Genomic DNA, 22,652 nt, shown 5'->3' on the forward strand with positions numbered 1-22,652 from the left:
GATATGAAACTCAGCACCGCACTTCTGCGCGCAGTTCCCGGCGCATTCATCCTCAATTCGGGCATCGGCAAGCTCGGTCTCGACGAGGAATCCGCGGCCGGACTCCAGCAGATGGCCGCCAACGGTGTGCCGATGGTCGAGAACATGACCCCCGCCCAGTTCGGGAAGTTCCTGTCCTACGGTGAGATCGCCGTCGGCTCCGCCCTGCTGCTGCCGTTCGTGCCTACCCGCATCGCCGGTGCCGCGCTGACGACCTTCGCCGCCGGCCTCGTCGCGAACTACTTCTCCATCGATTCGATGACCAAGGACGACGGCATCCGCCCGTCCGAGGACGGCACCGCAGTGGCCAAGGACACTTGGCTGGCCGCAATCGGCTTGGCTCTCCTCATCTCCGGCGGCAGTAAGAAGAAAAAGAAGAGCGTTAAGAAGTAATGGCGTCCCTCCCGGCCCCTCCATGGCGGGGTCGGGAGCGATTCCGGGCTCGCCGAGGCGGAACCACCCTGGCGAGGCGTCTGTTCCTCGTCCAGCTCGTCCTCATCGTCCTCGTTTGCACCGCCCTGTCGGTGACGAGCTACGTGACGACGCTGAACAACATCCGGCACGCCACCGGAGAGCGGGTCCTGTCCATCGCCGAGACGCTCGCCCACGATCCCTATGTCACCGAGTCTGTGACCGGGGACGATCCCTCCGCCCGACTGCAGCCCTACGCGCTGACCGTCATCGATTTCGCCGAGGTGGACTTCGTGACGATCATGGACCGCGACGGCACGCGCTACACCCACCCCGACCCCGAACAGCTGGGCAAGAAATACATCGGCAGCACCGCGAAAGCCCGCGCCGGACAGACCGAGACCGAGGAATACGTAGGCACGCTCGGGCCGTCGGTGCGCGCGATCGTGCCGATCAAGGACGCCGCCGGCGAGGTCACCGCCATGGTCGCCGTCGGCGTGACCCTGGAAACGCTGTCCGTGGCGCAGGCGGCCTCCCTGCCGCAGATCATCCTCGTCGGCCTCGCCGCGCTCGCCCTCGGCGGACTCGGCTCCTGGCTGCTCGCCCGCTACCTGCGCCGAGTCACCCTCGGCTACGGTCCCGAGGAGCTCCGTCGGCTGTTCGCGTTCTACGATTCGGCCCTGCATTCCCTGCGCGAGGGCCTCATCCTCGCCGACGATTCCGGGCGGCTCGTCCTCTACAACGACGAGGCCGCGTCCCTGCTCGGCCTGCCCACAGTGGAGGAATCGACGCCGATCTCCCTCGCCGAGGTGGCCCTGCCCGAATCTGTCCGTGACCTTCTGGCATCCGGTCGGGTCGCCGTCGACGAAATCCACTTCACCGAGGATCGTGTCCTCGTCATCAGTCAGAAACAGGCTCGGCAGCCGCGCGGCGGGCGCGATGAAGGCGGAACGGTCGCGACCCTGCGCGATCGCACGGACATCCAGGAACTCACCGGCGAGCTGGCGACGATGACGACCCTGTCCGAGGCCCTGCGTGCCCAGACTCACGAGCATGCCAACCGGCTGCACACGGTCTCCACGCTCATCGAACTCGGTCGGGTGCAGGAGGCGCTCGACTTCGCGGTCAAGGACGAGCAGGAATCGCAGCGGCTGACGGATTCCTTCGTCGCCTCCCTCGACGAGCCATTCATCACCGCTCTTATGATCGGGAAGGCCGCGCAGGCCAATGAGCGCGGAGTCGAACTCACCGTCACCGCCACCGGCGAACTCCCTCCCGAACGACTCGACGCTCGCGACCTCGTCACCGTCGCCGGAAACCTCCTCGACAATGCCTTCGACGCGGTCGCGGACTCGGATGAGAAGCACGTGTGGGCGGACTTCGTCGCCGCTGACGGGGAGCTCATCATCACCATCGCCGATTCCGGTGCCGGAGTTGCGGGGGAAGACATCGATGCGCTCTTCCATCTCGGCGCCTCGGCGAAACCCGAGACCGGGGGAGTGGGACGGCACGGTTTCGGGCTCGTTTTGGTTCGGCAGGCGGTGAGCCGCCTCGGCGGACATATCGATGTCGATTCCGATCGCGGTGCGATCTTCACGGTGACGCTTCCTCTGGGGGACATCGACACGGCCGGCGACTACGATTCTTCGGAGAATCACACCACTGACGGTGAGGATTCGAGACAGGATCGGGCGGAAGGAGACTCACGTGAGCGATGATGCCGCGCTGCGGGTGCTCATCGTCGAAGACGATCCGATGACGGCGCAGGCGCATGCGGACTTCGTTGTCCGGATTCCTGGGTTCGAGGTCGTCGGAACGTGTCTGGGCGGGCACGAGGCGATCGAACGCTTCGACGAACTCGCCGCGGCCGGGACGCCAGTCGATATCGTCTTACTCGATATGAATCTCACGGATTCTCACGGTCTCGAAGTTGCCGGGCGCCTGAACTCGCGCGGTCAGGATGTTGACATCATCGCGATCACCGCGGTGCGGCACCTGCAGGTGATCCGATCGGCGATCTCGTCGGGTATCACGCAGTACCTCATCAAGCCCTTCACCTTCGCGTCGTTCCGGGAGAAGTTGGAGAACCAGCGGGAGTTCCGGCGCGGACTCAGCGGATCGGGGACGTTGGCGACTCAGGCCTCGGTGGACAATGCGCTGTCCGCCTTGCGGTCGGTATCGTCGACGACCCTGCCGAAGGGCCTCATCGCCGAGACCTTGGACGCGGTGTCCGCGTTCGTCCGGGACTCTCCGGTTCCGGTCTCAGCCAGCGAGGTGGGGCGTCGGCTTGATCTGTCCCGGGTCACCGTCCGTCGGTACCTGGAGCACCTCGTCTCGACGAAGCAGGCGATCAAACAGCCTCGACATGGGACTCCGGGGCGGCCGGAGTACGAGTATCGGTGGGTGTGAAGGCACGGACTCAATCAGCGTTTGGGGCCGCTGGGTTCGAGCGAATCGGACACATAGACCAGATGTACGAAGGCGGGCGAAGGAATCTCTTCGTTCGCCCGCCTTCGAGGTTGGCAGATCAATGGATCTATCTGCCCAATCAGGTGTTGACGTCCGTCAGTTGTTGAGGTTCTCGATCGCGTAGTCGGCCTCAGACTGAGTGAACTGTTCACCATATTCGCTTGTCAGCTGGTCATGGATTGCGGCTGGCGACATCGACATGTTGTCCTGATACGACCGTGCCTTCTCCAGAGCGTTCTGCTTCCAGTCGGCCTGGACATTGTCGATGGCGTACTGGGCAGCGTCGGCGGAGAACTGCTCGCCGTATTCGCTCGTCAGCTGATCGTAGAGGCCCTTTTTGCTCATGTGCATCATGTCCGAATAGGACTCGGCTTTGGTCAGTGCGGAGCTGTACTCGGCGGGAACGCTCGAGTCGGTCTCTTCCTCTGCCGACGCTGCGGGATCTTCGGCGACGGGCTCTTCTTCGACTGCTTCTTCAGCAGGTTCCTCAGCGGAGGGTTCTTCCGCCGGTTCCTCGGCAGGTTCCTCTTCGACCGCGGGGTCGGCTTCAGCGGGTTCCGTGACAGCTTCGGGGGCAGGCGCTTCTTCGGCGGCAGCTTCCTCTTCGGAGACGATCGGCGCGTTGTCGCTCGGTGCATCCGACATTGCTCCCGCTTTGACTCCGTTGATGATGAGGCCGAGAACGAAGAAGATGCCGGTGACGATCCAAGCGACCTTCTTATGCTGGTCGTACCCCTGGAGGCGCAGACCCTTCTTGTCTTTCTGCTTGCCGGCAAGAGTGATGATCAGGTCGACGAGGTACCAGATGCCGAACCCGCCGAGGGTGATGAGTTTGAGGATGCCGGTGCCGATCTTGCCGAGGTAGAAACGGTCGACGCCGAGTCCGCCGAGCAGCCACGACAGCAGCCACGTAGCGAGGAACGATTTCTGCCCGACAAGGGGGTGGTACTGGCCGAATGAAGGCTGGAATGAGGGCTGAGCTGGGGTCCACTGGTTCGAGTTGTCGACCGGTACTGGAGGCTGCTGTGTCATTATCACTTCCGAATGTTCAGAGAGGAGGTAGTTGCACTTTCAACTATAAGTTAAAATTTCAACTAAGTACACCAGGTGTTGTCTCGATTGGGTAACAAATCCGCTTGTCGGAGTTGCCGGCCCCGTGTGGGGAGCCTCACTCAGGAGTGCAGTGCGGGTTCCGGGGCTCCGAGGAAAGAGTCAGGTTCAGCGTCGTCGATGACACGTGATTCTCTGTCATACTCGTGAACGCACCCCTCATCTCCATGCGGCCGACCCAGCCGCACCTCGACGTGAGTCGAGCCGAACCGAAAGTTCCCCATCCGTGTCACCTCAACAGATCAAGCGAGGCGAAAACCTGAACTGTATGTCGGACTCTGATGGACCGCCATCGGACTTCGACGCGCAATTCGGACCGCGAGCCTCCTCGGCGAAGGACTTCGCATCTGCGGTCGACGTGCGCGACACACTCTCCGAGTCCGAGCTGGAGCGGATCTTCCGGGCCAGCGGCGGTCGTACCCGCATCGCTGCCTCCCTCGTTCAGGCGCGAGCCGAAGCGGGACTGCTCGCGAGCGATACCGACCCTGACCGGACTGTCGCTATGCTGTCCCCATCATTGAATCCGACGCTCGCGAACGCCTCCCGCGAATCGGCCGCGCTCTATCTGCTCGCTCTCTTCTCCTGGACGCCGAGGATCACCTCGAACATGGTCGACCTCGTCCACGCCGCCTTCGCCGCCGCGAAGGTCAGGAGCGATGCCACTCCCGATGACCTCACCCCGCTGCTGACCTCGGCCGGACTGCTCGCTGTTGCCTCCGGCGACGAGGTCTTCACCGTTCCCACCTTCATCCGCATACTCATGCGACGCATCACCGCCGTCGACGACGGCCTCGCGAAGAGGACTCCACGCGAAGCTCTCGGCATGGCCGTCGCCGACATGATCGGCCGCCAGCGCGCGGACCGCCGTGAAGGACTGCCCGAGCTGCTCGACCTCGTCCTGGAGATCAGGGACTGGAAGATCCTCGAGCGTGGGTGGGCACAACGGTCGGTGAACGTCTTCATAGATGTGCCGACTTCGATCGAAGCCTTTCTCAGTGTCCCCGAGGCGGTGATCGCGAAGAACCCGATCCTCACCCTGGCCCGCAGCGCGGCTCGACGCATCGATTCGACCCGGCACGTGCTCGGAACCGATGACCCCTGGCAACTCATGTCGGCGACCGACTTCGACAGCATCGTGGTGCCGGAGCTGCACGGCCGGCTGACCGATCCGAGCCTCCCCCTCTCCGGCGACGAAGTAGCCGTGCTGACCATACTGGAGGCGCGCAGTCACCGATTGAACCGGAATTACGAGGCGGCGCTCAACGTCATCGAGGTGGGACGGAAACGCTTGCTCAGCCTCGGTGCCGGAGAACCGGGGCCCACGCTGATGCTGCAGGCCGAACTCAATCTTGAACGCGGGCGGAACCTCGTCGCAGCCGGTCGATTCACCGAGGCGACACCGGTATTGCAGAGCGTCGTGCACTTCGCGGGAATCTATACACCGAACTCACCGCATCCGCTGCTGGCAGGACTGGTCGAAACCGCATTGGCCGGGCTGGGGCACGGACACGGGTCGGACATGGACCGCTGCCTTGAGCGGGCGCGAGAGAACGCTCGCCGCTTCGGGATGGAAACGCTGCAGGACGAGCGGACGGCGCTGAGCATTGAGCTGATGCGCAGCCTCGACCGGCTCGACCTCAACGCGGCGGAGGACATCCTCGGTGCCCTGGATCAGGTGAAGTCCACTCAGTCTCTGGGGCCGATGCCGGACTGTGGCAAGGCGCTGTACTACGTGTACCGCGGGCGGGCGTCGATTGCTGCGAAGCTCGTGACGGAGAGCCCGACGGTGCAGATCCTGCCGACGGCGGCCGGCGATGCGAGCACTCAATTCTCCGGAATCGTCAACGCCGTCGGGTTCGTGCTCGCTGCGGCGGGGGAGACGAAGACGCTTCAGGACATGAGCGATCGCATGAGTTCGGCCAACCCCGGTGATTCGATCATCAAGGCTCGACAGGCGCTCGTCTTCGGTCAGCATGACCGGCTGTGGACGGCGACCGGGCAGGCGCTCAGCAGTGATCAGGGGCCCAGACTCAAGAGCTGTGCCATGGCCTTGCGCGCCGACATCCTCCACCATGAGGGGCACGCGGATGAGGCGCTGGAGACCTTCGTGCACATGCTCGACTACTGTGCGATCACGGCATCGGTGTTCGCTGCGGCGCAGCTGTCGAAGTCGGCTCGAGAGGCGCTCATTGCCGCATCGGCCGATTTCTCCGAGTGGGAGGCCGTGGCCCGGTCATTCAATTCTGCGGAGATCACGGCGGTCGTGCTGCAGAAGCGACTGCTCGAGCTGCCGGATACCTCGCCTGTGGCCCCGGACTTCCAGACCGATCTCACCCCGGCCGAGCAGTCGCTGCTGTTCGCGATCGACTCGTCGAAGTCGATCGCGCAGATCGCCCGCGAGTTCGGAGTGGTGTCCGGGACGCTGAAGAATCGGCTGTCCGCGCTCTATCGCAAGCTCGGCGTGCGCAGTCGCGCCGAAGCCGTGGCGCACGTCCACCGGCAGCGGTAGGGAGTGAGTCGCCTCGGCGAAAGAGTCCTACCCGTGCGCCGCCTCAGCCGGGGGAGAGGAATTCCGACAGGCGGTTCAACGTGGTGGCATCGAGCGAATAGTACGACCAGACGCCGCGCTTCTCACGGTGCAGGACCCCGGCATCGACGAGGATCTTCAGATGGTGGGAGACGGTCGGCTGGCCGAGACCGACGGGTTCGGTGAGATCGCAGACGCACGCTTCCTGCTGCTCGTGCCCGGCGATGAGGGAGACCAGGCGCAACCGGGTCGGGTCGGCCACTGCTTTGAGGATGCGCGCGAAGTCCTGGGCGTCGTCGAGACTCAACGGCGAGACGGTCAGCGACGGGCAGCAGACGTCCGCCTCGGTCGGAGAGAACGCGGGCTGTGTGGTCATTCCTCCATTATGCCCATACATTGACATTTGTCGATGCCTTGTGGTCCCATCGTATCGATGAACTTCAATGCGCCGGCATGTCAGCGCGGCGCAGAACCGACTCGGACCTCAAGGGAGACCATGCATTCCACGGAGACTGCCAACGCTGAATCACCGGTGGCGGCGAAGATGTCGACGCTGGACCGATTCCTGCCGCTGTGGATCATCGGTGCCATGGCCCTGGGCCTGGTGTTGGGCAGGCTCGTGCCCGGTCTCGACGAGGCTCTGGACTCGGTCAAGGTCGCCGACGTCTCCCTGCCGATCGCCATCGGCCTCCTGGTGATGATGTTTCCGGTGCTCGCCAAGGTCCGGTACAACGAGACCGGGCACGTGCTGGCCGACAAGAAGCTCATGGTCACCTCCTTGGTCATCAACTGGTTGGCAGCTCCGGCGTTCATGTTCGCGCTCGCCTGGCTCTTCCTGCCCGACCTGCCCGAATACCGCACCGGACTGATCATCGTCGGGCTGGCCAGGTGCATCGCCATGGTCCTCATCTGGAATGACCTGGCGTGTGGCGACCGCGAGGCCGCCGTCGTGCTCGTGGCCATCAACTCCGTGTTCCAGGTTCTCGCGTTCGGTCTCCTCGGCTGGTTCTATCTGCAGTGGCTGCCGAATCTGCTGGGGCTGCCGACGACGAGCAGCGAGTTCTCCTTCTGGGCGATCACCCTCAGCGTCCTCGTCTTCCTCGGAATCCCGCTTCTCGCCGGCTTCCTCACACGCACGGTGGGGGAGAAGGCGAAGGGGCGTCAGTGGTATGAAGATCGCTTCCTCCCGAAGGTCGGGCCGTGGGCGCTGTACGGACTGCTGTTCACCATCGTCGTGCTCTTCGCCTTCCAAGGTGACGAGATCACGTCGCACCCGGGCAATGTCGCCCGCATCGCCTTGCCTCTGCTCGTCTACTTCGTCGTCGTCTTCGCTGTCGGGATGGTCATCGGCAAAGCCTTGAACCTGGGCTATGAGAAGACGACGACCCTGGCATTCACCGCTGCCGGCAACAACTTCGAACTCGCCATCGCAGTGGCGATCGGGACGTACGGCGTCGCCTCGGGGCAGGCGCTCGCCGGAGTCGTCGGCCCGCTCATCGAGGTGCCCATCCTCGTCGCCCTCGTCTACGTCGCGCTCTGGGCACGACCCCGTTTCTTCCCCTCAACTTCTGTTCAAGGAGCGAATCGAGCATGAGTCCCACACCAACGCCAAAGCCGAGTGTCCTCTTCGTCTGTGTGCACAATGCCGGCAGGTCCCAGATGGCGGCCGGATTCCTCCGCGAACTGGCCGGGGGATCAATCGAAGTGCGGTCCGCCGGCAGCGCACCGGCCGAGACGATCAACCCCGTCGCCATCGACGCCATGCGGGAGCTCGGCATCGACATCACCCGCAACAGCCCCACTCTGCTCGACGCAGATACCGTGCGCACCTCGGACGTCGTGATCACGATGGGCTGCGGCGATGCGTGCCGGATCTTCCCCGGCAAACGATACGAAGACTGGGTTCTCGACGATCCCGCAGGTCAGGGCCTGGAATCGGTGCGCCGAATCCGTGATGAGATCCGGACCCGAGTCGAAGCCCTCATCGTCGATCTCGCCCCCGACGCAGGGACGAAATCCACACAGTCGACGACCACGTCGAACCCCATCGCCGAGGCGGCTCCCAATGACTGATATCGCGCTCGCAGATCTGCCGGTCGCCGTGATCGGTTCCGGTCCCGTCGGCCTCGCGGCCGCGGCCCAGCTGGTCCGACGTGGAATCCGACCGCTCGTCCTCGAAGTGGGATCGTCCGTCGCGGCGGCAGTGGCCGAGTGGGGTCATATCGGGTTGTTCTCACCGTGGAAGTACAACATCGACGTTGCGGCCCGCAGCCTGCTGGCACCGACCGGTTGGCAGGAACCCGACGGCGAGCACCTGCCCACAGGGGACGAACTCATCCGGGACTATCTCATTCCGCTGGCCGAGACAGATGAACTCCGGGACGCCATCCTCACCGATACCCGGGTTGTGGCAGTGAGCCGAGTCGGAATGGACCGGACCGGCACCGCGCAGCGTGAATCGACTCCCTTTCTTGTTCGCACTCAGAACTCCGATGGAACTACGACGGACTTCAAGGTCAGGGCGGTCATCGACGCCTCGGGGACATGGGAGAGCCCGAACCCGATCGGGCAGTCCGGGCTCGCAGCGCCCGGCGAAGTCGAGGCCCGTCGCAGCGGGTTCGTCACCTCGCCTCTGCCCGATGTGACCGGCCGTGACCGTGAGCATTTCGCCGGGAGGCGGACTCTTGTCGTCGGTGGAGGGCATTCGGCGGCGAACACGCTCTTGGCACTGGCGGAGCTGCGTGCGGAAGTGCCGGGCACGCGAATCGGCTGGGTGCTCAGGCGCGCAGACCCGGCATCCGTCTACGGTGGGGAGGACCAGGACGGTCTGCCGGCTCGCGGAGCCCTGGGCGCGCGGCTCCGCCGTCTTGTCGAAGACGGAGCCATCGATGTGTATGCCTCCACGACGATCACCGGGTTCGCCGCCGACGGTGGTGGCACCGTGGCTTCCGAGACCGGCGGTGAGTCGGTGACGCTCCACGCCGATCGGGTCGTTCCCGCCACTGGCTTCCGTCCGGACCTGGGATTCCTGCGCGAGATCCGGTTGGACCTTGACCCGGTTGTCGAAGCTCCGCAGCAGTTGGGGCCGCTCATCGATCCCGAGTATCACAGCTGCGGAACGGTCCCTCCGCATGGTGCCAGGGTGTTGGGGCATCCGGAGCCAAATTTCTACATCGTGGGCATGAAGTCCTACGGGCGCGCCCCGACGTTCCTCATGTACACCGGTTACGAGCAGGTCCGTTCCGTCGTCGCAGCGATCGCGGGGGACCTGGAAGCTGCGGACCGAGTCGAGCTCGTCCTGCCGGAGACCGGCGTGTGTTCGACCGACATTGGATCTTCGTGTGACGCGCCGACCGGCAAGCCTGGTTCTGTCGACTTGCCCGCGGCAGGCGCACCGGACGCAGGCGGATGCTGCGGACCTGCGGAACCGGTAGTGATCGGGATCCCCACGGGGACAGAACACGGGCGATCAGGAGAGACCGGGAACGACTGACTCGCGGGCTCGGCTTACGTCGCCACGGCGGACTGACTCGCCGGTTCGGCCCTCGCCGCCTCAGCGGTAGGTGGCGTTCTTCGGATCCTGGTGGCCGTGGTCGTTGAACGAGATGAGGCTGGTTCCGCCTCGGCCGGTGATGATCTTCGTGATGCCGGTGTTGATGGTCACTCGGTTGAAGGCCATCCACTGATCGAAGCCGCCGCCGATCAGTCGGGCCGCGGTCCACGCGATGGCGCCGGCGCTTGAGACGACGATCGTCGACTGTCCCGAGCTCATCGCACCGGTCGCCTCGTCGAGGGCTCGATCGACGCGTGACGTGAACTGGTTGTAGGTCTCCGTGTAGTCCTCATCGTGCTCACCCGAGGCCCACCGGGCGGCACCGCGCTCGAGTTCGCCCTGGAAGATCTTCGAATCGTGCTGAGCGCGCGGATCGAGATCCGTGAGCACGCCGGTGAGCTCCCATGCGGCGTATTCGTTCCAGCCATCGTCGACGTGGGCGTCCATATCGAGGCCGAGTCCTGCGAGGAGGCCTTCTGCGGTCTGGCGCTGCCGCAGCATCTCACCGTGGATGATGCGATCGGGTTCGAGTCCTTGTGAGGCGAGGAAGCGACCGGTGATGCGGCTCTGCTCTTTGCCGAGATCGGACAGCCTGTCATAGTCATCCGTGCCGAACGACGCCTGCCCGTGCCGAACCAGATAGAGCACACTCATGAATCACACATCCTCGTCGTGAAGCCCACGCTGCTTTTCGAGTGATCGTTTACTGATGTGAGTCTACGGGACATCGGTGGGGAACAGCTGCTCGGCCAGTCGAAGCACCTCAGCGAGGGCAGGACTGACGTCATCTCTGCGCCATGCCATGAGCAGCGGGAACGGCCCCTTCGGGTCTTCGAGGGGGACGAAGGCGATATTGGGGAAGGAGGCGTTCTTCGGCACCGACGCCACTGTGACTGAACAGCCGATCTCCGCACCGACGAGCGAGAGTATCGTCCACGTGTCCGGAGCCACCTGGATGACGGTGGGGTTGAAACCTGCGGCCTGCGACAGCTCGTAGAGCCGTTCGATCGTCGTCGACCCCGGATTCGGCGGCACCGTGATGAACTCCTCTCCCGCGAGCTCGCTCATCGACACCGACTCGCGGCCTGCTAAGGCATGCTCTCTGTGCATGGCGACGACAAGCGACTCCTGGGCGACGATGCGAGTATCGACCGACTGTGGCACGAATGGCCAATAGCCGAAGACGAGGTCCACTGAGCCGTCGGCGACGCTGTCGATGGCCGGCATCCCGAAGGAGGCGCTCTGCAGACTGAGGTGGATTCCCGGATGAGTCCCGCGGACCAGTTTGAGCAGCCGTCCGATGAGTTTGTGGGTCGCGATGCCGGTGAATCCCAGGCGCAGATGTCCGACCTCGCCTTTCCCTGCTGCCTGCACTGCGGAGTCGGCGAGGCGATGACTCATGAGGATGTCGCGCGCAGGTTCGACGAGCGCCTGTCCTGCCGGAGTCAGGCGCACGGACCGAGTGCTGCGTTCGAACAGCTGTGCCGACATGTCGGACTCCAGGCCCCGGATGAGTCGGCTGAGGGGAGGTTGGGTCATATGCAGTCGTTCGGCGGCTCTGCCGAAGTGAAGTTCCTCGGCGAGGACGAGGAATGCGCGGATGTGCTTTGTGTCCATATCGGTGTCTCAATCGTGAAGGCGGCCGCCCAGTGAGGATCGGGCGATATTCGTGCAGTGACTGCATTAATCGTCTCCATTATAAGTATTGGACTGGTATCAATGATTTTGAAAGGATTACCCAGGTCACAGTCATCCGAGGTTCGAGGAGGAACGCGATGGACAAGACGATGAGTCTTCCCCAGGCGATCAGCACCTATCTGCGCAACGGGGATACAGTCGCCCTGGAGGGCTTCGGCCACATCGTGCCGGTCGCTGCCGCGCACGAGATCATCCGGCAGGGCTTCACTGATCTGGTCCTTGCGCGCATGTCCTGCGACGTCATTGTCGACCAGCTGCTCGGAGCGAACTGCCTGAAAGGTCTCATCTCCTCGTTCATCGCCAACAGTTCGGCCGGTTCCCTTCACGAGCTTCGGCGGCGCATTGAGAAGTCGGACCCGGAACCGCTGTGGTTCGACGAATACAGTCACGGCGGAATGGTCGCCCGCTATCAGGCCGGTGCCTCGAAGCTTCCGTTCCAGCCCATCGCCTCCTACCGGGGCAGCGACCTAGCGGCGAAGAATCCGCGGATCAAGTCCGTTCCCGATCCCTACGGTGGACCGGACATCCACGTCGTCCCCGCACTCAATCCCGACCTCACGATCATCCACGCCCAACGTGCGGACATGCATGGAAACGTGCAGGCATGGGGGATGCTCGGGATTCAAACCGAGGCCGCATTCGCCAGTCACCGACTCATCGTCACAGTTGAGGAGATCGTCGACGAGGCTGTCGTCCGCTCCGACCCGAACCGCACAATCGTTCCCGCGCATGTCGTCGATGCCGTCGTCGCCGTGCCACGCGGCTCGCATCCTCATTCGGTCCAGGGCTATTACGACCGCGACGACGAATTCTCGAGACAGTGGTCCGCGCTCGCCCGCGACGCGGCGGCGGTCCAGGACTGGCTCGAGACCAATATCCGCGGCACGAGTGACCACGATGAGTTCCTTGCCACCCTCGGATCGGAACATTTTGAGCGGATGGCCATCCACGACGCATATTCGACGCCTGTGAACTATGGAGGGCGAGCATGACATTGAGTGCTCACGACACCACTGAGACCCGGTCCCGCGACGAGCTCAGCGAGACCACAAGCAGCGAGGTCGCTGGCGACGTGGTCACCAGCAGCGAACTTCTCACCGTCCATTCGGCGCGGGCGCTGGCCGGACGCAACGTGGTCTTCGCCGGGCACGGCCTGCCCACACTGGCCGTCTCTCTGGCCCAGCACACCGTCGCACCGGACATCGAGATCGTCTACGAGTCGGGAGTCACCGGAGCCAGGCCGCCGGCCATGCCGCGCAGCATTTCGGACTCGATCCTCGTCCCGGGAGCTGCCTCGGTGATGCCGATGACGCACCTGTTCAACTATGTTCTGCAAGGCCAGCGAATCGATGTCGGCTTCCTCGGTGCCGCGCAGGTCGACAAGTTCGGGAACCTGAACTCCACCCTCATCGGCGAGGACTGGGAGCACCCAGACAGCCGACTTCCGGGCTCAGGAGGAGCCATCGAGGCCATGGCGGGCGCGGCCGAGATCTTCCTCGTCATGCGCAGGCACACCCCGCGTACCTTCGTCGAATCCTTGGACTTCGTCACCTCCCCGGGGCCGAAGAAGGCCGCTGAGGCTGCGGTCGGTTCAATGCCGGCTGGTTCCGGCGTGACCCACGTGATCACCGACCTGGGCATCATGACGCGCTTCGCTCGGGATGAGGAGCTCACTCTGACAGCCGTTCACCCCGGTGTCGACCCCGCCGAGGCGGTGCGGCAGACCGGATGGAACCTCCAGGTATCGACCGACCTCAAGACGACGCAGCCGCCGACTCCGGATGAGCTGGCACTGCTGCGAGAGACGCTCGATCCCACCCGGATCTACCTGCGCTGAACCGGAGCCCTCACCCACTGACCGATGTCCGCGGCCAGCTGTAGGCGACAGTCGCCCACTGCGGCTCCCTGCTGAGCAAGCGAGAATTCGAATCGAAGAAAGTTGAAATCATGTCAATGAAGACAAACGCACAGGTTACCTCCCCTCCTGATCCGAATGTGACTCGGCCCGAACTGCGCCGTGCCGCGTGGTCGTCGTGGCTCGGCAGTTCGCTCGAGTACATGGACTTCACCTTGTATACGCTCGCCTCGGCTCTGGTCTTCGGACCGCTCTTCTTCCCCAATGAGACTCCTGCGGTGGCGCTGATCTCCAGTCTCGGCGTCTACGGGTCCGGTTTCGTAGTCCGGCCGATCGGTGGATACGTCTTCGGACGGGTCGGTGACAAGCACGGACGTCGGATCGTCCTCATCGTCACTCTGTCGATGATGGGCATTGCCACCATGGGCATCGGTCTTCTGCCGACTTATGCGCAGATAGGCATCTGGGCGCCTATGCTGCTCGTCGTACTCCGGCTCGTGCAGGGGTTCGGAGCCGGAGCCGAATTGGCCGGAGCTTCGGTGCTCTTGGTCGAATCGTCGCCTGTGCGTCGCCGTGGGCTCTTCGGGGCGATCGTGGCGATGGGGACCAACAGCGGAATCTTCCTGGCCACTGTTCTGTGGACGCTGCTCACCCTGCTGCCGGACGAGGCTTTCCTCAGTTGGGGCTGGCGGGTGCCCTTCCTGCTCAGCATCGTCACCACTTTCGTGGCTCTGGCAATTCGTACGAAGGTCAGGGAGTCCCCGGTGTTCGAAGAGGCGAAGGAGCGCCGCGCCGAGGTGGCCGCGGACAAGAGCGATCAGCCGAGCATCCTCGTCGAAGCGCGTCGGTCGACGAAGTCGTTCCTGCTCGCCTTGGGCATCCGAATGGGAGAGAACTCCGCAGTCTACCTCGTCAAAGGCTTCATGGTCGGGTGGGTGGTCACCACGACGGGAATCGACTCCTCCATCGTCACCACCGGCATCATGATCGGCACCGTCATCGGATTCGCGACTGTGCCGTACTTCGGCAAGCTCAGTGACAAGCTGGGTCGCCGACCCGTGTTCTTGGGGTTCACTCTATTCCAGATCCTCTTCGCGATTCCGGCCATGATCCTCATCGACACGGGCAACCCGATCATCATCGCGGCCGTCTTTGCGGTCTTCGTCGGCGGGCCTCTGCCGAATCTCTACGGTGTCGAGTCGAGCTGGTTGGTCGAACTGTTCGGATCGAAGCATCGGTATACGTTCATGACCACTATCAAAGAGGTCGGATCGGTCGTCTCCGGCGGTCTGGCGCCGGTGATCGCGGCCTCGCTCGTCGCCGTGATCACCGACTCATGGTGGCCCGTTGCGATCGTTCTCATTCTGTTCGCCGGCTGCGGCCTGCTCGGTGCGCTCTTCGCGCCCGAGACCCGTGGTCGCGACCTCACGACTGAAGTCGACGCAGTGGACGAATTGCGACCGCAGCAATAGGCAAGGGCTGGGACCCCGCGGCGGGCGAGGGCCGGGACCCTGCGATACGCGACGGCCGCCCCGGTGAGGTGGACTACGACCAGCCCGCTGGGGTAGGCGACGGCCCTACTGCCGGATTGCGGTCAGTTGTTGTGGCGCGGAGGCACTCTGCCACCAGTGCTGTCGCTGCAGCTCTGCGTTGAGAGCGATGCCACAGGCTCCGTGGGGCGTCATCAGAACGGTGGGGGATCGACTTCGAGGTCGTGTTCCCAGTTCACCGTCTTGAAGACGAAGCGGTGGTCCCAGGGATCGTCGGCTCCAGCGTCTTTGGAGTCGGAAGCGTCCTCAGACTGCGCCTTGACCTCCGAGTCGCTGATGCTCGAGCCGGTGCTGGTACGAGCGCTGGGTTTGTCGAGCCCGTTCGGGTCGACGGTGATGTCGTCGATGGCGAGACCCGCGAGACGCGACCAGTTAACTGCCTTTGCATACTTGGCGTTCCCAGTCAGCTGCTTCATTGCAGCTGGGTCGGTGCCGGCGGGAAGACTGAGCTGGTGGGCAGACTTCTCCCAATTGAGGCAACGTTCAAGCCGCAGCCGCCTGTTTTCTGCCTGCTGCTCCCGATACGCCTCCGACAGTCGCCGCTGTCGGGCTTCGCGTTCCTCTCGCTGACGCCTCTCCTCGTCGCGCCGGCGCTTCTCTGAGTCGCGCTGGCGGATCGTCGACTCACCGGGCATGAGTTCGAGCACCCTTGGCGTTGGCGGGACCATCGACCAGGGCAGTTTCCACCGTTTGAGACCCAGTCGTCCCAATGCATCGAATTCGAGCGCTTGGGCCACATTGATCGGCTGGCCGGGCGCCGACACAGTAGTCGTGATCCCGTGCTTGAACTCGTAGTCGAGCTCACCGGATTTCGGCATAGTGACCCGAAGGCGACCGGCGGTCTTCAACGCATGGTGTTTCTTGCACAGAGGATGCAGGTTTCCGAACCGGGTGAGACCGCCCTTGAGCGGATTCAGGTGGAAGAACGGAACGACGTGGTCGATCTCCGACTTCTCGGCCCGACGAGAGCAGCCGGGAACGGTGCACACCGTCCACTGCTCGACCAGGGTCTTCCGAAGATCCCTGGGGACTTGGTAAGTCGTCGCTTTGGCGTCGACAGGAGTGCCGGTGCCGGGGTCGGTGAGGATCCGTTGGATGCTCTTCGAGCGGCCGGCGATAGTGCGGGCCACCTCGGCGGGTACAGGCGAGCCATCGGCAAAGGTGCCGGGCAGGTCCGAATCTTCGGTGAGGGTGAGGAAGGGAACGGCCACCACGGTGGCGGCCTGATGCGACAGCCACCACGAATTGGTGGGCATGCGCAGCTTGACGAAATACCCAACGGGTCCATCAGCGTCCTCGCCGTCGGGGGAAAACGCCGAACCGAATGACTGGTCGGCAGCAGAGCAGGCGTCGGACGACACCCCGTCGCCGCCGGCTGAACACCCGTCGGACGACTCCATTGCGTCGTCGGCTGAGCCCGAAGCAACATGCTTCGCAAAGTCGGCGACAGCGTCGTCGGAGTTCATATCCGGAATGAGCTCGCCGTCGGCGTCGAGCAGCGATGTGTCTTTGGCTGTTTGGATTCCCGTGATCGGGTCGACCGAAATGACTTTGACCTTGAGTTCCGGGACAGGCCGGATGAACAGATCGTACTCGAGCTGAGAGATGGAGCGGTCATCGCTGATCTCAACGCCCACAGGCAGATTGAACGCCGACTTGTTCTTTCCATGCACGGCCAGCGCCATGCCCTGGATTCGGTTGTAGCAGGCGAAGATCTCCGCTGAAGGCCCGCTGACGGTCAGGCAGGCCGAGCCGTCCTTGTAGCCTTCGACATCGACGCGGCGACGCTTGGTGGCGAGTTCGGTGTTGTCGACCGGCGGAACGAGCAGGGCGACCATCTTCGCCAGATCCCGGCGCAGGGTCTCGCAGGTGATATCGGTGCGCCGGGCTGCCAGGAAGATATCGAGTTTCGGAAGGAAGGCGAAAGCGACGTCGGCACACTGGCGGGCGACCACTTCGACATGGGCTTGGGTGAACTCTCCGGCGCGGACCCGGTCGGCGAAGCGCGGCAGGCCATAGAAGATCGTCATCGCGCCGGTGAGCTGACGGTAGGTACGGGCAGTGTTGGTCCCCAGCACCGTCGAGATCTCGACGAGGTCCTCAGCGTCGACATTGTCATAGACCCATTTCGAGAAGCAGATGCCCTCATCGAGCTCGGGGAACTCGGGCAGCGCCTTCGTTTCGGGCTCAGTCGCCTTGCGCAACTGTTCGCGGGCGAAGTCGGCGTCATAGAGCACAACTGTCGCGGAAGGGGAGCCGCCGGTGCTGGTCGTGTCGTCAGTGGGCGACGACGCGCCGTTGGACGAAGACGCGCCCTTGGTTGACGACGCGCCCTTGGGTGAGGACTCCGACTTCTCCGCAACGCCGAAGACGGTGTTCTCTTCGGACTCTTTGGCGCGGCGTTCGAAGGATGCGGAGATCGTTTCGCAGCGAAACGGTTCGGAACGTTCGGGCACGGGTAGTTCGAGGGCGATGAAGACCTGTTCCAACACAACTGAGGAGACTGACTCGAGGAGGGAGAAATGGGCACGGTCGGAAGCGACCGCGTTCTCGGCAAAGCGAGACATGCTTGATTCGAAGCGGATGGAGAATCGGGGCGACGGCTGTGCCACACCCGGCTCGTCTGCTTGCGCGGGAGTCGAACGGTTGGTGGTGCCCTTCATTGCGTTTTCACCTGCCTCGGACTTCGTCGTCGGGAGTGGTGCTGATTGGAAAAGCTGTTAACTCTATGTTAAGCGTTCAAACGGACATTCACAATAGAAAACAAAGAAAAGATTCGAATATTTGTCGATGAGAGATCGAAGAGGTTCTGATTACCCCATTATCTTTGCATCCGGCACTGACATGAGAGTGTTGGATTTCATCCATGCAGGTCAGGCACGGTTTCTGGATGAGTGCGGTTCCTGGGTGGGGATTGCGGTGAAGGTCTGCTGCAATTTCGGGGGAGAATACGCCTCCTCGGTACTGACCCGTCGCGGCTGCAGAATGAGTCGGCCATCGGGGGCGTGCCTCCTCGGCGACCACAACGACGACGTTCCAGCCTTGAGTCCAAAGGTCTGGAGAACATGCCACCGGAACGGCGGGACAGCCTCGGTAGGGGCCGGATTGCCGGGTGAAACGGGTCACATCATCGGTTATGATGATCGAGTTGTCGGATGCGACCCATGAGGTCGGTACTCGCCTCATGCGAGCCGTATCCGCACTGCGCGCAACCGCGTCGCCCTTCACCTAGGGTCATGTCGCGGGCCGCGTCGACGTCACCGCGCCATCCTTCACTGGTGACCAGTTCTTCGCCCAGACCATCGCCTGCGCTCAGGGTCGACCGTGTCCGCGCCGGCCGACGGCCAGACGATCACTGCCGGCTGCACCGATGATCCGATCATCGAACGGAGTGCTCGCTCGACCGAGAACTCACGAGCCCAGCAGGCTCACCAACCGCCGCCGTATCAACCACGAGGATCAACCATGACGACCACCGCCCACAACTCAGCCGCCTCCGACCAGGGCTCGAAGGGCCCGATCACCGACGCCGAGATCTTCGAGGCACACGAAGGCGGCAAGCTCTCCGCCGAGCTCACCTCACCGCTGCAGACCCAGCGCGACCTCTCGATCGCGTACACCCCGGGCGTGGCCAAGGTCTGCACCGCGATCAAGGACGAACCGCAGCTGGCGCGCACGCACACGTGGACCGGCCGACTCGTCGCGGTCATCTCTGACGGGTCGGCTGTGCTCGGACTCGGTGACATCGGTCCGGCCGCCTCGCTGCCGGTGATGGAGGGCAAGTGCGCCCTGTTCAAGTCCTTCTCCGGGCTGAATGCGATTCCGATCGTACTCGACACCAATGACACGGACGAGATCGTCGAAACCATCGTCCGCATGGCCCCGACCTTCGGAGCGATCAACCTCGAGGACATCTCCGCTCCGCGCTGCTTCGAGATCGAGGATCGGGTCAAGGAAGCCCTCGACATTCCCGTCATGCACGATGACCAGCACGGCACCGCCGTCGTCGTCCTCGCCGCGCTGACGAATGCTCTGCGCGTGGTGAAGAAGTCCTTCGAGTCCGTCCGCGTCGTCGTCTCCGGTGCCGGAGCTGCCGGTGTGGCCGTGGTGAAGATCCTCGCCGACGCTGGTGTCAACGACATCGTCGTCCTCGATTCCAAGGGCGTCGTCGAGTCCGGTCGCTCAGATCTGACCGAGACGAAGCAGTTCCTCGCCGAGTCGACGAATCCGCGCGGAATCTCCGGCGGGATCGGCGAAGCCCTCGACGGTGCCGATGCCTTCATCGGCGTCTCCGGCGGCACCATCGACGAGGCGCATCTGGAGAACATGGCCGACGACGCGATCATCTTCGCCCTGTCGAACCCCAACCCCGAGGTGGCCCCCGACGTCGCTGCCAAGTACGCCACCGTTGTGGCCACCGGGCGCAGCGACTTCCCGAACCAGATCAACAACGTCCTCGCGTTCCCCGGAATCTTCCGCGGTGCGCTCGACGCCGATGCCAATGAGATCACCGACGATATGAAGCTCGTCGCCGCTCGTGCGATCGCCGATCTCGTCGGCGATGACCTCGAGCCCGGCTACATCGTGCCCGGTGCGCTCGATTCCCGTGTCGCTCCGGCCGTCGCCGAGGCGGTCGAGAAGTCCGCGCTGGAAGCCATGGCCAAGCGCTGAGCTGAGAGCGTCGCGCTGATAGTCGCATGCGTCCGCTGGTCTCCGCTGATGTCAGCTGGTGTCCGCTGACGTCAGCTGGGGTTTGGGTGGGGCAGGGCCTGCGGGCCGGCTGCTGAATCCGAACGGTACTGAGGGGCGGGTGAAGAGAGATCTTCACCCGCCCCTCAGCTGTTGTTGCGGCCGGAGGTCGTGGCCCGCGCCGGCGCGCCGTCGTCGGTCGGCCGTCGGAGGGCTGCCGACCGACACCGGCGGCCGCGTTGCCGCTCAGTCGTCGGTGACGGTGATGGTGACGTCGATGTTCCCGCGGGTGGCGTTCGAGTATGGGCAGACCTTGTGGGCCTTGTCGGCCAGCGCCTGGGCCTCAGCCTTCTCGAGGTGCGGGAGCGTGACCTCGAGTTCGACGGCGAGCTGGAACCCGCCCTCATTGTCCTTGCCGATGCTCACGCGTGAGCCGACCGTGGAATCGTCGACGTTCGCCTTGGCCTGACCGGCCACGAGGCGCAGCGCTGAGTGATAGCAGGCCGCGTAGCCGACGGCGAAGAGCTGTTCGGGATTCGTGCCGTTGCCGCTGCCGCCCATCTCGGTCGGAGTCGCGAGATCGACATCGACCTTTCCGTCGCTCGTGCGTCCGTGGCCGTCGCGGCCTTCGCCTGTGGCCAGTGCCTCTGCTGTGTAGAGAGCCCTCATGATGTTTCCTTCCGTTGTTGGTGCATTGTCGGATCAGTGGTGATCGGTGGGGTCGGTGGTGCAGTACGGGTTCAGTGGCGCACTGTCAATGCAGATGCGCGGTGCGAGTTCAAAGGTGCGGCAGGGGGGGTCGGGGGACTCGACGGGCGCGGGTTCCGCGCGCAGGTTCCTCGTCAGTGCGCGCAGAGTCTCCAGCAGCTCGGGCATCGACGCGGGGTCGAGATTCGTGCGCTCGCCGATCCGGGCCGGTACGCATTCGGCGCGTTCTTTGGCCGCTGCGCCCTCGGCAGTGGCGCGGACGAGAACTCTGCGCGAATCCTCGGCGGAACGATGGCGAGTGACGAAGCTGAGCGATTCGAGTCGTGACAACAGAGGGGAGAGCGTGCCCGAGTCGAGCTGCAGACGCTCGCCGAGGCGCTTGACCGTCACACCCTCGTCGTTGGAGCCCTCTTCCCACAGCACGAGCATCACCAGATACTGCGGATAGGTGATGCCGAGTTCGGCAAGCAGGTCCTTGTACGACGCGGTCATCGCTCGCGACGCCGAATAGAGGGCGAAGCAGAGCTGCCTGTCGAGGTCGAGCGCGTTCATACGAAAATGATTGCACACAATTCAATTGTGCACAACTGATTTATCGAAATGCGGGTGAGCAGGGATCGCGGTGAACACAGCGGAGGGGCGGGTGAAGATCTCTCTTCGCCCGCCCCTTTGCGTGGCTTGCCGCCTGCGTGGCCGGCATCCATCACCGTTAGTGGCTTAACGCCCCAGCCCGCGGGCATCATTCACCGTTCGCGCCTTTTCCTCCCGTGGGAGCGGGACGGTGCGAGGCGCCGGGTGGGTGATGCTGTTGTTGGAGGGGGTTCTATTGCTGAGGATTCTGCGGCGGCTGCTGGCCGTTCTTCCACTGCTGAGCAGCCTCCCGCGCCGACTGGGCTGCAGAGCGAACGGACTGGCCGCGCGACTGGCCGGAACCTCCGGGGCCACCTGACCGACCGTCATGACCCGAGCCGTCGGAACCATTGGAGCCGCCCGAGCTCGGCGGGTTGGACGGCTGCGGGGGAACGCTGGCCTGCTCGGAGCGGTGGCTCGAGGTGTACCTGCTCTCGGGCGCCGTGAAGGTCGCCCCATCCTCGGCGGCGTTGGCGGCGAACAGGGCGTTGCGGATCTCCTGGCCCATCTCGCCGAGGCCGCCCGGGTTCGAGGGCATGAACAGCACGTTCGACCGGCCCTCCTGAGCGACGTTCTGCATGGTGTCGAAGTACTGGGTCATCATCAGCAGCTGCTCGGCCGTCTTGTCGATGCCCACCTCCTGCAGCTTCGCGTACTGCTCGGCGATACCCGTCGCGATCGCCTTGCGCTGAGCGGCGACACCCTCACCGTGGAGGCGCATCGCCTCGGACTCCGCCTGAGCCTGGGTGACGCGCTTGATCTTGTCCGCCTCGGCGAGCGACTGAGCGGCGACGCGGTCACGCTGTGCGGCATTGATCGAGTTCATCGAATCGCGGACCTTCGGGTCCGGGGTGATATCTGTGACCAGGCTACTGACGATCTTGAAGCCGTAGCGCTTCATCGATTCCGAGAGCCGGCCCTCGACGTTCTCCGCTATATCGTCCTTCGACTCGAACGCCGTGTCCAGAGTCAGGCCCGACAGTGCCGAACGAACGGTGTCGAAGACGTAGGAGCGGATCTGCTCCTCGGAATTCGCCAGCTTGTAGTAGGCGTCGGCGACATTGTTCTCTTCGACGACGTACTGGACGGCGACGGGAACGGTGACGAAGACGTTGTCCTTCGTCTTCGACTCGATGTTGACCTCGAGCTGCTGGACGCGCAGCGAGATCGGCCGACTCGTCGTCTCGATGAACGGCACCTTCGTGTTCAGTCCTGGCTTCGCCACCTTCTTGAACTTGCCGAATCGCTCGACGATGACGTTCTCCTGCGTCTTCACCGTGAAGAACATGCTGGTGCGCAGCTTGCCGAAAAGCAGAACGGCGATGATGAGGATGACGATGATTATGGCGAATGTGGCCACCAATCCAGTCATGGGTGCTCCAATGCGTCGTAGATTTCGGCCGCCGAACGACC

19 protein-coding genes are annotated in these 22,652 nt (G+C 63.8%); 11 read left to right on the plus strand and 8 right to left on the minus strand.

The window, feature by feature from the left end; genetic code table 11:
* The first annotated feature begins 3 nt into the window (after nucleotides 1-3).
* The 3 genes from ACSBQT_RS03785 to ACSBQT_RS03795 are packed head-to-tail and all read left to right on the plus strand — an operon-like array spanning nucleotide 4 to nucleotide 2,859.
* A complete protein-coding gene (locus ACSBQT_RS03785) occupies nucleotides 4-432 on the plus strand; it encodes a hypothetical protein (RefSeq protein ID WP_101546189.1) in 429 nt (142 codons plus the stop codon).
* A complete protein-coding gene (locus ACSBQT_RS03790; RefSeq protein ID WP_410709838.1) occupies nucleotides 432-2,168 on the plus strand; it encodes a sensor histidine kinase in 1,737 nt (578 codons plus the stop codon). The genes ACSBQT_RS03785 and ACSBQT_RS03790 overlap by 1 nt, the downstream gene beginning before the upstream one ends.
* Complete coding sequence (locus ACSBQT_RS03795) at nucleotides 2,158-2,859, plus strand: response regulator (protein WP_410709839.1); 702 nt, start codon at nucleotides 2,158-2,160, stop codon at nucleotides 2,857-2,859. The genes ACSBQT_RS03790 and ACSBQT_RS03795 overlap by 11 nt, the downstream gene beginning before the upstream one ends.
* Nucleotides 2,860-3,015: 156 nt before the next feature.
* On the opposite strand, the gene ACSBQT_RS03800 is transcribed toward ACSBQT_RS03795, so the two are convergent.
* Nucleotides 3,016-3,951 carry an Ltp family lipoprotein gene (locus tag ACSBQT_RS03800; protein WP_410709840.1) on the minus strand — a complete coding sequence of 312 codons (936 nt, stop codon included), beginning with the start codon at nucleotides 3,949-3,951 and terminating at the stop codon, nucleotides 3,016-3,018.
* Nucleotides 3,952-4,297: 346 nt separating this feature from the next.
* Between ACSBQT_RS03800 and ACSBQT_RS03805 the strand changes: the two genes are divergently transcribed.
* Nucleotides 4,298-6,538 (plus strand): helix-turn-helix transcriptional regulator, encoded by a 2,241-nt coding sequence (locus ACSBQT_RS03805; protein ID WP_410709841.1) that lies wholly within the window; start codon nucleotides 4,298-4,300, stop codon nucleotides 6,536-6,538.
* A gap of 43 nt (nucleotides 6,539-6,581) precedes the next feature.
* Here ACSBQT_RS03805 and ACSBQT_RS03810 read toward each other — a convergent pair whose 3' ends face one another.
* Nucleotides 6,582-6,932: an ArsR/SmtB family transcription factor gene (locus ACSBQT_RS03810; protein ID WP_410709842.1), complete on the minus strand. Its 351-nt coding sequence runs from the start codon at nucleotides 6,930-6,932 to the stop codon at nucleotides 6,582-6,584.
* A gap of 120 nt (nucleotides 6,933-7,052) precedes the next feature.
* Here ACSBQT_RS03810 and arsB point away from each other — a divergent pair, with 120 nt between their 5' ends.
* From arsB to ACSBQT_RS03825, 3 genes are read left to right on the plus strand one after another with little or no spacing between them, the layout of a single operon-like run.
* On the plus strand, nucleotides 7,053-8,150 hold the full coding sequence (arsB, locus tag ACSBQT_RS03815; RefSeq protein WP_410709843.1) for an ACR3 family arsenite efflux transporter: 1,098 nt from the start codon (nucleotides 7,053-7,055) through the stop codon (nucleotides 8,148-8,150).
* Complete coding sequence (locus ACSBQT_RS03820) at nucleotides 8,147-8,629, plus strand: arsenate reductase ArsC (RefSeq protein WP_410709844.1); 483 nt, start codon at nucleotides 8,147-8,149, stop codon at nucleotides 8,627-8,629. The genes arsB and ACSBQT_RS03820 overlap by 4 nt, the downstream gene beginning before the upstream one ends.
* Nucleotides 8,622-10,049 carry an NAD(P)-binding domain-containing protein gene (locus ACSBQT_RS03825; RefSeq protein ID WP_435000918.1) on the plus strand — a complete coding sequence of 476 codons (1,428 nt, stop codon included), beginning with the start codon at nucleotides 8,622-8,624 and terminating at the stop codon, nucleotides 10,047-10,049. Before ACSBQT_RS03820 ends, ACSBQT_RS03825 begins: the two co-directional genes overlap by 8 nt.
* A gap of 60 nt (nucleotides 10,050-10,109) precedes the next feature.
* On the opposite strand, the gene ACSBQT_RS03830 is transcribed toward ACSBQT_RS03825, so the two are convergent.
* Together ACSBQT_RS03830 and ACSBQT_RS03835 are read right to left on the minus strand one after the other, a co-directional pair.
* Nucleotides 10,110-10,763, minus strand: coding sequence for a histidine phosphatase family protein (locus ACSBQT_RS03830; RefSeq protein WP_139469872.1), 654 nt, complete (start codon nucleotides 10,761-10,763; stop codon nucleotides 10,110-10,112).
* 63 nt (nucleotides 10,764-10,826) lie between these two features.
* The gene (locus ACSBQT_RS03835) at nucleotides 10,827-11,726 is read right to left on the minus strand and encodes a LysR substrate-binding domain-containing protein (RefSeq protein WP_139469873.1); all 900 of its coding nucleotides are present in this window, start codon (nucleotides 11,724-11,726) and stop codon (nucleotides 10,827-10,829) included.
* A 158-nt stretch (nucleotides 11,727-11,884) separates the two neighbouring features.
* Between ACSBQT_RS03835 and ACSBQT_RS03840 the strand changes: the two genes are divergently transcribed.
* The 3 genes from ACSBQT_RS03840 to ACSBQT_RS03850 all read left to right on the plus strand — a co-directional run bounded on the left by ACSBQT_RS03840 (nucleotide 11,885) and on the right by ACSBQT_RS03850 (nucleotide 15,134).
* Nucleotides 11,885-12,799, plus strand: coding sequence for a CoA transferase subunit A (locus ACSBQT_RS03840; protein ID WP_181271956.1), 915 nt, complete (start codon nucleotides 11,885-11,887; stop codon nucleotides 12,797-12,799).
* Nucleotides 12,796-13,644, plus strand: a complete 849-nt coding sequence (locus ACSBQT_RS03845; RefSeq protein ID WP_410709846.1) for a CoA-transferase subunit beta — start codon at nucleotides 12,796-12,798, stop codon at nucleotides 13,642-13,644. The genes ACSBQT_RS03840 and ACSBQT_RS03845 overlap by 4 nt, the downstream gene beginning before the upstream one ends.
* 158 nt (nucleotides 13,645-13,802) lie before the next feature.
* Nucleotides 13,803-15,134, plus strand: a complete 1,332-nt coding sequence (locus ACSBQT_RS03850) for an MFS transporter (RefSeq protein ID WP_435000920.1) — start codon at nucleotides 13,803-13,805, stop codon at nucleotides 15,132-15,134.
* Nucleotides 15,135-15,346: 212 nt separating this feature from the next.
* On the opposite strand, the gene ACSBQT_RS03855 is transcribed toward ACSBQT_RS03850, so the two are convergent.
* Nucleotides 15,347-17,875 (minus strand): HNH endonuclease signature motif containing protein, encoded by a 2,529-nt coding sequence (locus ACSBQT_RS03855; RefSeq protein ID WP_435000921.1) that lies wholly within the window; start codon nucleotides 17,873-17,875, stop codon nucleotides 15,347-15,349.
* An 802-nt stretch (nucleotides 17,876-18,677) separates the two neighbouring features.
* Between ACSBQT_RS03855 and ACSBQT_RS03860 the strand changes: the two genes are divergently transcribed.
* Nucleotides 18,678-19,883: an NAD(P)-dependent malic enzyme gene (locus ACSBQT_RS03860; protein WP_435000923.1), complete on the plus strand. Its 1,206-nt coding sequence runs from the start codon at nucleotides 18,678-18,680 to the stop codon at nucleotides 19,881-19,883.
* Nucleotides 19,884-20,147: 264 nt separating this feature from the next.
* Here the strand turns inward: ACSBQT_RS03860 and ACSBQT_RS03865 are convergent, their stop codons facing one another.
* The 3 genes from ACSBQT_RS03865 to ACSBQT_RS03875 form a co-directional block, all read right to left on the minus strand.
* A complete protein-coding gene (locus tag ACSBQT_RS03865; protein WP_101546164.1) occupies nucleotides 20,148-20,570 on the minus strand; it encodes an organic hydroperoxide resistance protein in 423 nt (140 codons plus the stop codon).
* Nucleotides 20,571-20,603: 33 nt separating this feature from the next.
* Nucleotides 20,604-21,161: a MarR family winged helix-turn-helix transcriptional regulator gene (locus ACSBQT_RS03870; RefSeq protein ID WP_435000924.1), complete on the minus strand. Its 558-nt coding sequence runs from the start codon at nucleotides 21,159-21,161 to the stop codon at nucleotides 20,604-20,606.
* A gap of 271 nt (nucleotides 21,162-21,432) precedes the next feature.
* Complete coding sequence (locus ACSBQT_RS03875) at nucleotides 21,433-22,611, minus strand: SPFH domain-containing protein (RefSeq protein ID WP_435000925.1); 1,179 nt, start codon at nucleotides 22,609-22,611, stop codon at nucleotides 21,433-21,435.
* Between the last annotated feature and the right edge of the window lie 41 nt (nucleotides 22,612-22,652).

The organism is Brevibacterium sp. H602 (assembly GCF_051172395.1).
GTDB lineage: Bacteria > Actinomycetota > Actinomycetes > Actinomycetales > Brevibacteriaceae > Brevibacterium.